The organism is Chryseobacterium gotjawalense (assembly GCF_030012525.1).
GTDB classification, from domain to species: Bacteria; Bacteroidota; Bacteroidia; order Flavobacteriales; family Weeksellaceae; genus Kaistella; species Kaistella gotjawalense.
In genome coordinates this window covers 2827766-2841326 of the sequence record NZ_CP124855.1, presented here as the reverse complement: position 1 = coordinate 2841326, position 13561 = coordinate 2827766, and the positions used below count along the sequence as shown (strand labels likewise).

General features: G+C 41.0%; 8 protein-coding genes, 2 tRNA genes and 3 rRNA genes. 3 read left to right on the top strand and 10 right to left on the bottom strand.

Annotation, left to right across the window (positions count from 1 at the left end):
• Positions 1 to 137 precede the first annotated feature (137 nt).
• The 7 genes from rrf to gcvH form a co-directional block, all read right to left on the bottom strand.
• A 5S ribosomal RNA gene (gene rrf, locus QGN23_RS13030) occupies positions 138 to 245 on the bottom strand.
• Between the two features lie 180 nt (positions 246 to 425).
• Positions 426 to 3190 (bottom strand): 23S ribosomal RNA (locus QGN23_RS13025).
• Positions 3191 to 3557: 367 nt separating this feature from the next.
• Positions 3558 to 3631, bottom strand: a tRNA-Ala gene (locus QGN23_RS13020).
• Between the two features lie 94 nt (positions 3632 to 3725).
• Positions 3726 to 3799: transfer RNA gene (locus QGN23_RS13015), tRNA-Ile, on the bottom strand.
• Between the two features lie 223 nt (positions 3800 to 4022).
• A 16S ribosomal RNA gene (locus QGN23_RS13010) occupies positions 4023 to 5539 on the bottom strand.
• The 16S, 23S and 5S rRNA genes sit together here with 2 tRNA genes alongside, the layout of an rRNA operon.
• 693 nt (positions 5540 to 6232) lie before the next feature.
• Complete coding sequence (locus QGN23_RS13005; protein ID WP_282904688.1) at positions 6233 to 6559, bottom strand: VanZ family protein; 327 nt, start codon at positions 6557 to 6559, stop codon at positions 6233 to 6235.
• Positions 6560 to 6584: 25 nt separating this feature from the next.
• Complete coding sequence (gcvH, locus tag QGN23_RS13000; protein ID WP_282904687.1) at positions 6585 to 6962, bottom strand: glycine cleavage system protein GcvH; 378 nt, start codon at positions 6960 to 6962, stop codon at positions 6585 to 6587.
• Positions 6963 to 7229: 267 nt separating this feature from the next.
• Here gcvH and QGN23_RS12995 point away from each other — a divergent pair, with 267 nt between their 5' ends.
• Positions 7230 to 8516 carry an aldehyde dehydrogenase family protein gene (locus QGN23_RS12995; RefSeq protein WP_282904686.1) on the top strand — a complete coding sequence of 429 codons (1287 nt, stop codon included), beginning with the start codon at positions 7230 to 7232 and terminating at the stop codon, positions 8514 to 8516.
• A 62-nt stretch (positions 8517 to 8578) separates the two neighbouring features.
• Here QGN23_RS12995 and QGN23_RS12990 read toward each other — a convergent pair whose 3' ends face one another.
• Both QGN23_RS12990 and truA read right to left on the bottom strand, forming a co-directional pair.
• On the bottom strand, positions 8579 to 10321 hold the full coding sequence (locus QGN23_RS12990) for an ABC transporter ATP-binding protein (RefSeq protein ID WP_282904685.1): 1743 nt from the start codon (positions 10319 to 10321) through the stop codon (positions 8579 to 8581).
• Between the two features lie 91 nt (positions 10322 to 10412).
• Complete coding sequence (truA, locus tag QGN23_RS12985) at positions 10413 to 11144, bottom strand: tRNA pseudouridine(38-40) synthase TruA (RefSeq protein WP_282904684.1); 732 nt, start codon at positions 11142 to 11144, stop codon at positions 10413 to 10415.
• Positions 11145 to 11403: 259 nt separating this feature from the next.
• On the opposite strand from truA, the gene QGN23_RS12980 reads away from it, so the two are divergent.
• Both QGN23_RS12980 and QGN23_RS12975 read left to right on the top strand, forming a co-directional pair.
• A complete protein-coding gene (locus tag QGN23_RS12980; RefSeq protein WP_282904683.1) occupies positions 11404 to 11895 on the top strand; it encodes a metallophosphoesterase family protein in 492 nt (163 codons plus the stop codon).
• Between the two features lie 237 nt (positions 11896 to 12132).
• Complete coding sequence (locus QGN23_RS12975; RefSeq protein ID WP_282904682.1) at positions 12133 to 12609, top strand: hypothetical protein; 477 nt, start codon at positions 12133 to 12135, stop codon at positions 12607 to 12609.
• 12 nt (positions 12610 to 12621) lie between these two features.
• Here QGN23_RS12975 and QGN23_RS12970 read toward each other — a convergent pair whose 3' ends face one another.
• Positions 12622 to 13506 carry a Ppx/GppA phosphatase family protein gene (locus QGN23_RS12970; protein WP_282904681.1) on the bottom strand — a complete coding sequence of 295 codons (885 nt, stop codon included), beginning with the start codon at positions 13504 to 13506 and terminating at the stop codon, positions 12622 to 12624.
• Positions 13507 to 13561 lie beyond the last annotated feature (55 nt).

Sequence of the window (13561 nt, the reverse complement as noted above, 5' to 3'; positions counted from 1 at the left end):
GACAAATGTTTGATTCCAAAAACAGAACTTTATAAAAAACGTATAATTTATTGCCCTACTTTTGTATTTCAGTTTTTTTCCTGGGTTTAGGTCACAAAAAAAACCTCAATCAAATAAATGATTGAGGTTTTAAAAAAAACTGGCGGCGACCTACTCTCCCGCGTTAGCAGTACCATCGGCGCTAGAGGGCTTAACTTCTGTGTTCGGAATGGGAACAGGTGAGCCCCTCTGCTAAAACCACCCTAAAGGTTGTTTTGTACAAAAGGATGTACAGTATATGTTATTAGTAGATAAAAGATGATAGAAGAAAGATAAAAGACATTACAGTCTTGCTTCTTTAATCTTGGTTCTTTCAGTCTAACTAAAAAATCGATAAAAACGTTCACAAAGAGCAAACCTTGTTGCACTTCCAAGTACCTTAATTAGGCAATAAATCTACGGGTAATTAGTACTACTCGGCTATGACATTACTGCCTTTACACCTATAGCCTATCAACGTTGTCATCTCCAACGACCCTTAAAAGATGTCTCATCTTGAGGCAGGTTTCGCACTTATATGCTTTCAGTGCTTATCCTTTCCAAACGTAGCTACTCAGCGGTGCTCCTGGCGGAACAACTGATACACCAGAGGTTTGTTCAAATCGGTCCTCTCGTACTAGATTCAAGCCCTCTCAAACATCTAACGCCCGCAATAGATAGAGACCGAACTGTCTCACGACGTTCTGAACCCAGCTCGCGTGCCACTTTAATGGGCGAACAGCCCAACCCTTGGGACCTTCTCCAGCCCCAGGATGTGACGAGCCGACATCGAGGTGCCGAACCTCCCCGTCGATATGAGCTCTTGGGGGAGACTAGCCTGTTATCCCCGGAGTACCTTTTATCCTATGAGCGATGGCCCTTCCATACGGAACCACCGGATCACTATGTCCTGCTTTCGCACCTGATCGACTTGTAGGTCTCACAGTCAAGCACCCTTATGCCATTACACTCTACGCACGGTTACCAAGCGTGCTGAGGGTACCTTTGAAAGCCTCCGTTACTCTTTTGGAGGCGACCACCCCAGTCAAACTACCCACCACGCAATGTCCTTCCGTTAGGAAGTTAGGCTCCAAATAAACAAAGGGTGGTATTTCAACGTTGACTCCACCGACACTAGCGTGCCAGCTTCAAAGTCTCCCACCTATCCTACACATTGTTTATTCAAAGTCAATACGAAGTTATAGTAAAGGTTCACAGGGTCTTTTCGTCCCATTGCGGGTACTCGGCATCTTCACCGAGACTACAATTTCACAGAGCTCATGGTTGAGACAGTGCCCAGATCGTTACACCATTCGTGCAGGTCGGAACTTACCCGACAAGGAATTTCGCTACCTTAGGACCGTTATAGTTACGGCCGCCGTTTACTGGGGCTTCAGTTAATTGCTTCGCATTGCTGCTAACAACCTTCCTTAACCTTCCAGCACCGGGCAGGTGTCAGACCCTATACAGCATCTTTCGATTTAGCAGAGTCCTGTGTTTTTGATAAACAGTCGCCTGGGCCTCTTTACTGAGGCCAGCATTGCTGCTGGCGTCCCTTCTTCCGAAGTTACGAGACTATTTTGCCTAGTTCCTTAACCATGATTCACTCTAGCACCTTAGGATTCTCTCCTCGACTACCTGTGTCGGTTTTGGTACGAGTTGCTTCACTTCGGCTTTTCTTGGAAGCACTTTCCCTACAACAACTTCGCCCGAAGGCTAGGTCTTGACTATTCCGTCAGTCTCCAGTAAGTACGGCACTCCGTCCCCTTTTTAGTGTGAGCAAGTATGGGAATATTAACCCATTATCCATCCACTTCCCCTTTCGGGTTCGCGTTAGGTCCCGACTAACCCTCAGCTGATTAGCATGGCTGAGGAAACCTTAGTCTTTCGGTGAGGGGGTTTCTCGCCCCCTTTATCGTTACTTATGCCTACATTTTCTTTTCTGTCCGCTCCACAACATCTCACGACACTGCTTCGGCGCAAACAGAATGCTCCCCTACCAGATATAATTCAAAAATTATAAATCCATAGCTTCGGTACTATACTTATGCCCGATTATTATCCATGCCGAACCGCTCGACTAGTGAGCTGTTACGCACTCTTTAAATGAATGGCTGCTTCCAAGCCAACATCCTAGCTGTCAATGCAGTTCAACCGCGTTATTTCAACTTAGTATAGATTTGGGGACCTTAGCTGTTGGTCCGGGTTCTTTCCCTCTCGGACATGGACCTTAGCACCCATGCCCTCACTGCTGCGAAACATTTATTAGCATTCGGAGTTTGTCAGGAATTGGTAGGATTTGACTCCCCCGCATCCAATCAGTAGCTCTACCTCTAATAAACTTGTCGCAACGCTGCACCTAAATGCATTTCGGGGAGTACGAGCTATCTCCCAGTTTGATTGGCCTTTCACCCCTACCCACAAGTCATCCGAAGACTTTTCAACGTCAACCGGTTCGGTCCTCCACTTTGTGTTACCAAAGCTTCAACCTGCCCATGGGTAGATCACAAGGTTTCGCGTCTAATACTACTAACTAAGCGCCCTATTCAGACTCGCTTTCGCTCCGCCTCCGTACCTGAAGTACTTAAGCTCGCTAGTAAAATTAACTCGTAGGCTCATTATGCAAAAGGCACGCCGTCACCCAACTTGTGGGCTCCGACCGCTTGTAGGCGTACGGTTTCAGGTTCTCTTTCACCCTTCTATTCGAAGTGCTTTTCACCTTTCCTTCACAGTACTTGTTCACTATCGGTCTTTCAGGAGTATTTAGCCTTGGAGGATGGTCCCCCCATATTCAGACAGGATTTCACGTGTCCCGCCCTACTCATTTATCATCTATGTATGCCTTTTAAATACCGGGCTATCACCGTCTATGGCTGTTCTTTCCAGAACATTCTTCTAAACATATAAAGACTTTTGGGCTAATCCGCGTTCGCTCGCCACTACTTACGGAATCTCTTCGATTTCTTTTCCTCCGGGTACTTAGATGTTTCAGTTCTCCGGGTTTGCTCTCTAATAAATTAGAGTGACTGGTCTTCAACCAGCCGGGTTGCCCCATTCGGACATCTGCGGATCAATTCGTGTGTGCCGATCCCCGCAGCTTTTCGCAGCTTACCACGTCCTTCGTCGCCTCTGAAAGCCTAGGCATCCGCCATACGCCCTTAACGATTTCTTTCCTAATAATATATTAGTTCAGTTTTGTTGTCTAACATTGCTGTTAGACTAGTTTTATTTAAACTCGGCACTCGAAAGTGCTCGGTTTTCTCTTTGTGATGTTCTTATCGTTAATGTCAATGATCTTGTATCTTATTACTTCCCTGATGAACAGAAATTGTTTTTGGCTCTTTCCGTAACTTTTAAATCAAAGTCATAATATGTGAATAATATAGGTATCGATCCTATCAAACTTACTAATTACTTAGTCCGCTCTGCCTCCTGGCATAATTCTTAAATCTGTAATGTAATTATCTTCTATGCTTGCTTCTTTTTTGAAGCTTTTCGTTACATTTCTGTAACTATTCCCGTTATATTCCTATAACTTGTGGAGAATAAGGGAGTCGAACCCTTGACCTCCTGCGTGCAAGGCAGGCGCTCTAGCCAACTGAGCTAATTCCCCGCTAGTATGAGACTTTGAAGAGTAAAGAATAAAGAGTAAAGACTAATAAATCGTCTTTTATCTTGCTTCTTTTACCTTCCCGTCTTATTATTAGTAGTCTCGGGCAGGCTCGAACTGCCGACCTCTACATTATCAGTGTAGCGCTCTAACCAGCTGAGCTACGAGACTTCATTTAGATTTGAGATTTTTAGACTTTAGATATTAGACTTTATGTCTCTCATCTATTATCTACCCATCTCTGGTCTCTCTTTCCCTGATTACTAATCCTAGTGGGTATATTTTTAAATAATCAACCGTCCAAATAAGAAAAAACTGAAGCTAACTTTGAGCAAGTGCTCTGATACTTGCGTATCGTGTTGTTTGTTTATACTCTCCTAACGAAGAGTCTCAAAAATGAGATGTTCCAGCCGCACCTTCCGGTACGGCTACCTTGTTACGACTTAGCCCTAGTTACCTGTTTTACCCTAGGCAGCTCCTTTTACGGTCACCGACTTCAGGTACCCCAGACTTCCATGGCTTGACGGGCGGTGTGTACAAGGCCCGGGAACGTATTCACCGCGCCATGGCTGATGCGCGATTACTAGCGATTCCAGCTTCATAGAGTCGAGTTGCAGACTCCAATCCGAACTGAGACCGGCTTTCGAGATTTGCATCACATCGCTGTGTAGCTGCCCTCTGTACCGGCCATTGTATTACGTGTGTGGCCCAAGACGTAAGGGCCGTGATGATTTGACGTCATCCCCACCTTCCTCTCTACTTGCGTAGGCAGTCTCACTAGAGTCCTCAACTGAATGTTAGCAACTAGTGACAGGGGTTGCGCTCGTTGCAGGACTTAACCTAACACCTCACGGCACGAGCTGACGACAACCATGCAGCACCTTGAAAAATGTCTTGCGAAAGGTCTATTTCTAAACCGGTCATTTCCCATTTAAGTCTTGGTAAGGTTCCTCGCGTATCATCGAATTAAACCACATAATCCACCGCTTGTGCGGGCCCCCGTCAATTCCTTTGAGTTTCATTCTTGCGAACGTACTCCCCAGGTGGCTAACTTATCACTTTCGCTTGGTCTCTGAAGCTTGCGCCCCAAAAACGAGTTAGCATCGTTTACGGCGTGGACTACCAGGGTATCTAATCCTGTTCGCTCCCCACGCTTTCGTCCCTCAGCGTCAGTTAAATTATGGTAACCTGCCTTCGCAATTGGTGTTCTAAGTAATATCTATGCATTTCACCGCTACACTACTTATTCCAGCTACCTCTAATTTACTCAAGACCGACAGTATCAACGGCAGTTTCATAGTTAAGCTATGAGATTTCACCACTGACTTATCGGTCCGCCTGCGGACCCTTTAAACCCAATAAATCCGGATAACGCTTGCACCCTCCGTATTACCGCGGCTGCTGGCACGGAGTTAGCCGGTGCTTATTCGTATAGTACCTTCAGCTTTCCACACGTGGAAAGGTTTATCCCTATACAAAAGAAGTTTACAATCCGTAGGACCGTCATCCTTCACGCGGGATGGCTGGATCAGGCTCTCACCCATTGTCCAATATTCCTCACTGCTGCCTCCCGTAGGAGTCTGGTCCGTGTCTCAGTACCAGTGTGGGGGATCTCCCTCTCAGGACCCCTAAAGATCATCGACTTGGTGAGCCGTTACCTCACCAACTATCTAATCTTGCGCGTGCCCATCTCTATCCACCGGAGTTTTCAATATAAGCAGATGCCTGTTCATATATTATGGAGTATTAATCTTCCTTTCGAAAGGCTATTCCCCTGATAAAGGTAGGTTGCACACGTGTTACGCACCCGTACGCCGCTCTCTCTATTCCGAAGAATAAATACCGCTCGGCTTGCATGTGTTAGGCCTCCCGCTAGCGTTCATCCTGAGCCAGGATCAAACTCTCCATTGTATGTTTGTCTGACTCACTCAAAGTTATTATCGCTTTAGTTTTTCCTTACTTTTTTGGTTGTTATTTGTATGTCAATGATCTATTGTTCTTTTCGCTTATATCCGGAAACTCTTTCTGTCGTTGGTTCCGAATTGCGAGTGCAAAAGTATAAAGTTTTTTATTAATGACCAAATGTTTATCGAAGAAATTTAAAAGTTTTTTAAGTAACCATTAATACCCTCTCATCCTCATTCAATCCGCTTCTACTTCGCTCCCCACTCTTTCGATTTGGGATTGCAAAGATAAGAAGTTTTTGTTAATCCACAAGCTTTTTTTAAATTAAATAAAAGAAGTTTAATCCTTTATTCTTTCTATATATATTACCTGTCCTGTCTACTTCGCTACTCTGTTTTTTAGAGTGGTGCAAATGTAGACTTACTATCTATATCTTGCAACTCTTTTGTGAACTTTTATTAATATTGAAGAAAATGTTTTTACAATGCTATGATTTACAGAATACTACAGCTTCGTAAAGTTATCCACTTTATCTATAGCATCCTTTTTGCGGTAGGGATAGAAGTGGAAATCCCGCAGCAAGCATCGGCTTTAGCCACGGCGCGAGGAATTGCAACGGATAGCCCGACCCGAAAGTGGGAAAACGATATGGTGCTTGGCGAGCCCCGCAGAGGGGACCGCCCTAAATAAAAAAACGCACTATATAATAGTACGCTGTAATTTTTTAAAGATAAAGTATCCGATAAGGACTCCAATAATGTCTGCTACTAAATCCAGACCTTCCAGGGAGCGGCCTAAACCCATTTCGTCCTGAAGAATTTCGGTGAGCAAACCATAGATAATCATAATCTGAATAAAATAACCAAACTTGATTTTCGGAAACGCTGCGATGAAAGAAAACCCCAGGAACGTGAAAATACTTAAATGTAGAACCTTATCTATACCCTCAAACATAAAAGGATATTCGACATTTTCTACACCGGGTTTCAGGAGCATATAAGTAAGAAATGCCCAGTAAATGGGCAATATCTTACGAAATATTTTTAATATCTTATCCAAGTGATGCTTGGTATTCTTCTGCAGAAAGGAGTTCTGAATGATCAGCGTCCTCTGCTATTTCTAATTTAATAATCCATCCGTTTCCGTAAGGATCGGTATTTAGAAGTTCCGGCTGATCTTCCAGGTCTGTATTGAATGCTGAAACAGTCCCTTTCAACGGTAAGAATAAATCTGAAACTGTTTTCACGGCTTCCACACTTCCGAAAACATCTCCTGCAGAAAGTTCATCGTCTACGGAATCAACATCTACAAAAACGATATCACCCAGTTCGCCTTGTGCAAAATCTGTAATTCCTATGGTTGCGGTGTTTCCTTCAATCTTCACCCACTCGTGATCTTTGGTGTACTTTAATTCAACTGGTAAATTCATTTTTTTAATTTTATTCTTCAAAAATAATTAAAATAATGTGATATTCAAAAGTTTCTCTCGTTTTTCGCAAACACATTTCTACGATTCAGTACGTGCGTTGTTGTAATTGAACCATCTTACCATTTGAAAATGATGATTATTGTCCACATCAATACTTTAATTTATCTTGTTTTCTTAAATTTGCTCATTCTAAATTAATATATTGTCTTGTGCTGCCTTTTACTTTTTTACTAAGAGCACGTTGCAATTTCAAAAAATTTTAAAAAAATGAACATCGAAAATAAATTAAAAATCTCCCAAAAAGCTTTTAACACGTGGAAAACTGTTCCATTTAAAGATAAGCAACAACTGCTCAAAACTTTAGCAAAACTTCTGGACGATAATGCTGAGAAATTCGGAAAAATCATCACTAAGGAAATGAACAAGCCGATCACGCAGTCCATCGCAGAAGTTAAAAAGTGCGCTTCGATGGTTAGGTATTATGCCGCCGCGGAAAACATCCTTAAACCGGAAAAGATAAAAACAGAATTCAGAGTTTCGAAAATCCATTATATCCCTAAGGGCGTTATTTTGGGAGTAATGCCGTGGAATTTTCCCTTTTGGCAGGTTATCCGTTTTGCAGTTCCTGCGATTTTGGCAGGAAATACGGTAGTATTAAAACATGCTTCCATTTGCTTCGGAAGTGGAAATGAAATCGAAAAGATTTTCTTGGAAGCCGGCTTTCCGAAAGGAGTTTTCCAGAATTTAGAAATTGGACATGCAGAGGTGAAAATGGTATTGGAAAATCCAATTGTTAGAGGTGTAAGTTTAACCGGCAGCGAAAAAGCCGGTGGAGAAGTCGCTTCAATTGCCGGAAAAAACATTAAAAAATCATTGCTGGAATTGGGTGGAAGTGATGCTTTCATCATTTTGGATGATGCAGATTTTAAAGCCGCCGCAAACAGTGGTGCAAAATCAAGATTGATGAATTGCGGACAAGCCTGTAATGCTGCGAAGAGATTTATCATCCAGAAAAATATTGAAAAGGAATTCCTTCCAATCTTTGTTAAAGAATATCAGAAGTTCGTCGCTGGTAATCCTTTAAAAAAGAAAACCAATATGGCGGGAATGGCGCGTCCGGACTTGGCTGATGAGTTGGAACAGCAATATAATAAAGCACTTGCAAACGGTGCCGAAATTATTTTGCCGCTCGTAAGACTTTCAGCAAATGAATTTATACCGGGACTAATTAAAGTAAAATCTGGAAATCCCATTTTGCAGGAAGAACTTTTCGGACCACTCGGAATGGTGATGATTGCTAAAGATGACCAACAAGCCGTGAACTTGGCGAATGAAATCCCGTTTGGATTATCTGATTCGGTTTGGACTAAAGATAAAAAAAGACAGCAATTCTATATCGACAATTTGGAATCTGGAACGGTAAGCATTAATAAAGGAACCAGTTCAGATCCGAGACTGCCATTTGGCGGCACGAAATCTTCCGGTTATGGAACAGAACTGTCATTGGTTGCGCTGAAGGAATTTGTAAATGTAAGAACTGTAGTTGGAAATTAAAAGCCAATTTTAATCATCAGAAACCAGAACCTTCAGGATTATAGACATCTTGAAGGTTTTTTTTACAATGTTTTCGCTTCAACTTTTAATTGTGATCTATGTAAAGTAGCGTAATAACCGTTTCTTTCTAAAAGTTCGGCATGCTTACCTTCCTCGACAATTTTCCCGTGTTCCATCACAATTATTTTATCTGCATTTTCAATCGTGGAAAGCCGGTGTGCAATAATAATTGACGTTCGGTTTTTGGTAATTTTTTCAGTAGCACGCTGGATTAATTTTTCGCTTTCGTGATCGATGGAAGATGTTGCTTCATCAAGAATTAAAATCTTCGGATCTGAAAGATAAGCCCTTAAAAATGATAATAACTGCCTTTGCCCCAAAGAAATCGAAGAACCTCTTTCGCGGACAACGTAATCGTAACCACCTGGAAGACTTTCAATAAAATCATCAACTTCAATATCTTTCGCAATACTTTTTATCTTTTCTAAAGTAACGGTCTCGTCACCGAAAGCAAGATTCTCAAAAATACTTCCGTGGAATAAAAAGACATCCTGCAAAACAACGCCGATATGACTTCTCAGGTTATAAAGTTCATATTCTTTTAACTCAACATCATCCAATAAAATTTTACCGGAATTAATATCATATAATCTTGTAATCAAACTGATAATCGTAGATTTTCCGGCACCGGTCGCGCCAACAATAGCAACGGTTTCACCCGGATTTACTTTAAAACTGATACCCTTTAAAACCTCCTGTTTTTCGTCATAAGAAAAGTGAACATTCTTAAATTCTATTTTTCCTTCAAAATGAGATTTAGCAATTGTACCGTGATTCGGCATCGCGAAATCTTCGTCCATGACCCCAAGAACTCTTTCTGCACCAACAATTCCTCTTTGTATATTATTAAAACGATCCGCAATTTGCCGCAGCGGACGGATCAACATCGAAATATATTGAATAAAAGCGATTACCGCTCCTGCTTTAATGGTAATAAATCCGCCGTAGAAAAGGATGAATCCTATAAATAAGGAAGAGATTAATTCGACAACGGGAAAAAACAGCGAAAAAATAAAAACCGTTTTCAGCAAAGCCGACTTCAAGATAATATTGATATCATCGAATTTTTTGAATTCTGCCTGCTGTCTGTTGAAAACCTGTACAATCGACATTCCCGAAAGTCTTTCCTGTACAAATGAATTCTGGTTAGACGTCCAGGTTCTTTCATCGCCAAAGGCCTTCTTTAATCTTTTCTGAAAAAATCTCGTAATCAAAACCATCAGCGGAAGAATCGCCAAAGAAATATAACTTAAATGAACATCCACCTGAAACATCATAATCAGCACGAAAACAATGCGCAGAATGTCACCGAAAACCATCAGGAATCCATCGGTGTAAACCGTGGCAATCGTTTCTACATCGCCAACTGCTCTTGTTACCAACTGCCCGATCGCGGTTTTATCAAAGAAAGAAGTCCGGAAGTAAATCAGTTTATGATACAGTCTTTCACGGATATCGCGAATTACGTTTTGAGAAATAAAGTTGGAAAAATAAACCAGGAAGAAATTCAAAACCGTTTCACCAAAAACCAGCGCCACCAAAATGTAAATATGTTTCATCATCAACCCCTCATCGCGAAGCTGAATGATGTCTGTATCTACAATCTGCATCGTCAAATACGGTCGATAGGTCGAAATGACCGACAGAACGATGGAAATAATCAGCGTCAAAATAAACCAGAAACGAAATTTCATTCCGATTACAAACAGTCGTTTAATAATATCCCAGGTCGATTGCTTCTTCATATTTTATTTAAAAATTCTTTGCAAAAATACAGAATTTTGCAGGGATGAAGGACGCTTAAAGATTGAGTTTTGAAATTATCACAGTCGAAAATTAAAAATCATAGCCCACATCCACCAAAAACAAACCTTGCGCCGGTGCCGATGTTCCCGCAGAATTTCGGTTTTTATCTTTTATAATTCTATGCAGATCCTGCGGTGCCAATTTTCCGTTTCCGATTTCAACCATAGTGCCCACAATTGCCCGAACCATATTCCGTAAAAAGCGGTCCGCAGAAACGGTGAATTTCAGTTCAGAACCATTCTGCTCCCAAAAAGCCTTATAAATTTTGCAGTTATTGGTTTTATTTTCGGTGTGTAATTTAGAAAAACTCGTGAAATCTTCGTACTCAAACAGAATTTTGCAGGCTTCATTCATCCGGCTCATGTCCAAATCCCGTTTCCAGATTTGCCACGAAGAATCCTGCGTAAAGGGATTTTTCTCTAGAGAAATATAATATTCATACGTTCGAAAAGTCGCATCGAACCGGGCGTGGAAATCATTTTCTACCGCAAATATTCTTTTCACCGCTATATCTTGCGGCAAAAAACTGTTCAGCTGATAAGCCAGATTATCACCGATATTTTTTTCAGTATCGAAATGCGCAAATATTTTCTTCGCATGCACGCCGGTATCGGTACGCCCCGCACCGGTCGTTTTAATAGGCTCACGAAGAATGGTAGATAAGGCTTTTTCCAAAACTTCCTGAACAGAAATTTGGTCCGGCTGAATCTGATAGCCAAAATAATTTTTACCCGAATACGAAAACTCTATAAAATACCTCATCGCCTGCAAATTTACTGAATTTTCAGGAGCCACAAAATGGGAAATATGTTTGGAAAGCAGTCCCGCTATCCGCTATATCTCTGCCTTTTTTTCAAAAAAGCCAGAGGATGCCGCTTCTATCGGGGCTAAAGTATAAAGCAGATTGTTTTTCACAATTTTTTAGGATCAAAAATTAAAGAAATCGTGCGAGCAATTGAATATCACCGGAAAATTTCTAATTGATAGATTACCTTTTAAAAAAAATTAAGAAATTTACAACATGAAAATACTCCTCCTCTCCGACTCTCATTCTTATATCGATGACCGAATTTTAGATTACGCCAAAAGCGCAGACGAAATCTGGCATTGCGGAGATTTCGGAAATATGGAAGTCATTGAGAAACTGGAAAAAATAAAACCTTTACGCGGCGTTTACGGCAACATTGACGGAACAGAAATCAGGAAAATATTCCCCGAAGTTTTAAGATTCAAATGCGAAGATGTAGAAGTTCTGATGATTCACATTGGTGGTTATCCCGGCAAATACACGCCTCTGGCCAAAAAAGAAATTGAAGAAAAAACGCCGAAACTCTTTATCTCCGGACATTCTCATATTCTGAAAGCAATGTATGATCAGAAAAACAAACTCCTTCACCTGAATCCTGGTGCGATGGGAAAAGTCGGTTGGCATCAGATGCGCACCATGATGCGTTTTGAAATCAACGGCGATCAAATCGAAAATCTGGAAGTGATTGAACTGGGGAAAAAGTAGAAAAGTTTCATTTTTATTAAATTTACGGATACCTAAATGATAAAAAATAATTAAACCACAAAAGAAAAATTGAAAGAGAAACCGCCAAAAAAGCAACTTTTTAGACCACTTCCCTTTTTTTGATCTTTTGAAAAACTTAAAGTATCGCTTTTGTGACTGTTGTGGTTTTTAAAACAAATTTAAAACAGGCTTTTAACTTATTTTGATGAATATTATCACTCTAATTAATAATGTAAAATGATGCAAAAATACCGCAATACGCAGATCTTTAAAAAATCGCAGGAAATCTTTGACACTTTACGGATTATCACCGACTTAATTCCTGAGGAAAACGAACATTTAGAATTTACCAAACAGCACATTTTAGAAAACATTTACACCATACAGGCAAAACTGGTGGGTGCTGAAGCCGTAAAATTGTGGGATTTAAAAATGGAAAATGCCGCTCTTATCAGAAAGTGCGCGAGAGAATTAATGGTTCTTCAGCATTCGCTGAAAGCATTTGGCTTTTCCGACGCAGATTATTACCAAATTGTGCGGGTACAATTGGAAGAATTCCGTTTGCTGTTCAGAGATTGGGTAGCGAGCTTTAATCCTAAACATTTCATTGTAGATGAATGGGGCCTTTTTAATCCCCCGGGAATTCCACAGGATTACGAACAAAGAGATGATGAACTCAATTTTTTGGACGAAGATGATTATGGGGAATTCTAGAATATACTGAGCCTATTTCTGTCGTAACTCTTCATAAATACTGTGAATCAAACCGTCGGCAACAGAAATTTTCGGAACAAATATTTTATCGATATCACTCCAGGACATCACATTATTGAAAATCTGCAACGCCGGAACCAAAACATCGGCCCGGTCTTCGCGGAGATTGAATTTGCTCATTCTTTCGGTTACCGAAAGACCGTTCATTTCTTTGTAATATTTTTTCAGAAAAGCAGTTGACATCGGTTTACCGTCTTTTGTTTTGCTCATCGAGAAAATTTTATTGATGTTCCCGCCGGAACCAATGGCAACAATCTGTTTTTTACTGTTGATGTTTTTGCGGATTTCCTCTTTTAACTCCTTCCACAAGTCGTCTTTTACCAAACCATTCAGCAACCGGATGGTACCGATGTTAATGGATTTTTCATACTCCATCTTGCCGTTTTCATAAAACATGAGTTCTGTAGAACCACCGCCAACATCGATATAAAGATAGGCATTGTTTTTATCGAGCGCGTCTGCCACGTGATTTTCGAAAACCAAAGCAGCTTCCTCATCGCCGGTAATAATTTCGATATCAATCCCGCTAGATTTTTTAACCTGTCTGATGATTTCTTTCCCGTTTTTTGCATCGCGCATCGCACTGGTCGCGCAAGCACGGAAATGCTCGACTTTATAAATTTTCATCAAATTACTGAAAACAGTCATGGAATCAATCACCATCTGTTCTCTTTCCGGACCAATTTCACCGTTGGTAAAAACATCCATTCCCAAACGCAGTGGAATCCGGAGAAGATTGAGTTTGGTAAATTGCGGTTTCCCTTTTTTGGGTTCCGTTACTTCATTAATCAACAGTCTGGCTGCATTACTTCCGATATCTATCGCTGCTATTCTCATTCGTTTTTAAAAATAAATTTTATAAAATTGCTCTTAAAATCCACAAAAGATAATG

Bases quoted from the DNA above. Each gene is read 5' to 3' on its own strand.
- gcvH (WP_282904687.1), bottom strand. From the start codon at position 6,962: ATGAATTTACCAGTTGAATTAAAGTACACCAAAGATCACGAGTGGGTG.
- QGN23_RS12995 (WP_282904686.1), top strand. From the start codon at position 7,230: ATGAACATCGAAAATAAATTAAAAATCTCCCAAAAAGCTTTTAACACG.
- QGN23_RS12990 (WP_282904685.1), bottom strand. From the start codon at position 10,321: ATGAAGAAGCAATCGACCTGGGATATTATTAAACGACTGTTTGTAATC.
- truA (WP_282904684.1), bottom strand. From the start codon at position 11,144: ATGAGGTATTTTATAGAGTTTTCGTATTCGGGTAAAAATTATTTTGGC.
- QGN23_RS12980 (WP_282904683.1), top strand. From the start codon at position 11,404: ATGAAAATACTCCTCCTCTCCGACTCTCATTCTTATATCGATGACCGA.
- QGN23_RS12975 (WP_282904682.1), top strand. From the start codon at position 12,133: ATGATGCAAAAATACCGCAATACGCAGATCTTTAAAAAATCGCAGGAA.
- QGN23_RS12970 (WP_282904681.1), bottom strand. From the start codon at position 13,506: ATGAGAATAGCAGCGATAGATATCGGAAGTAATGCAGCCAGACTGTTG.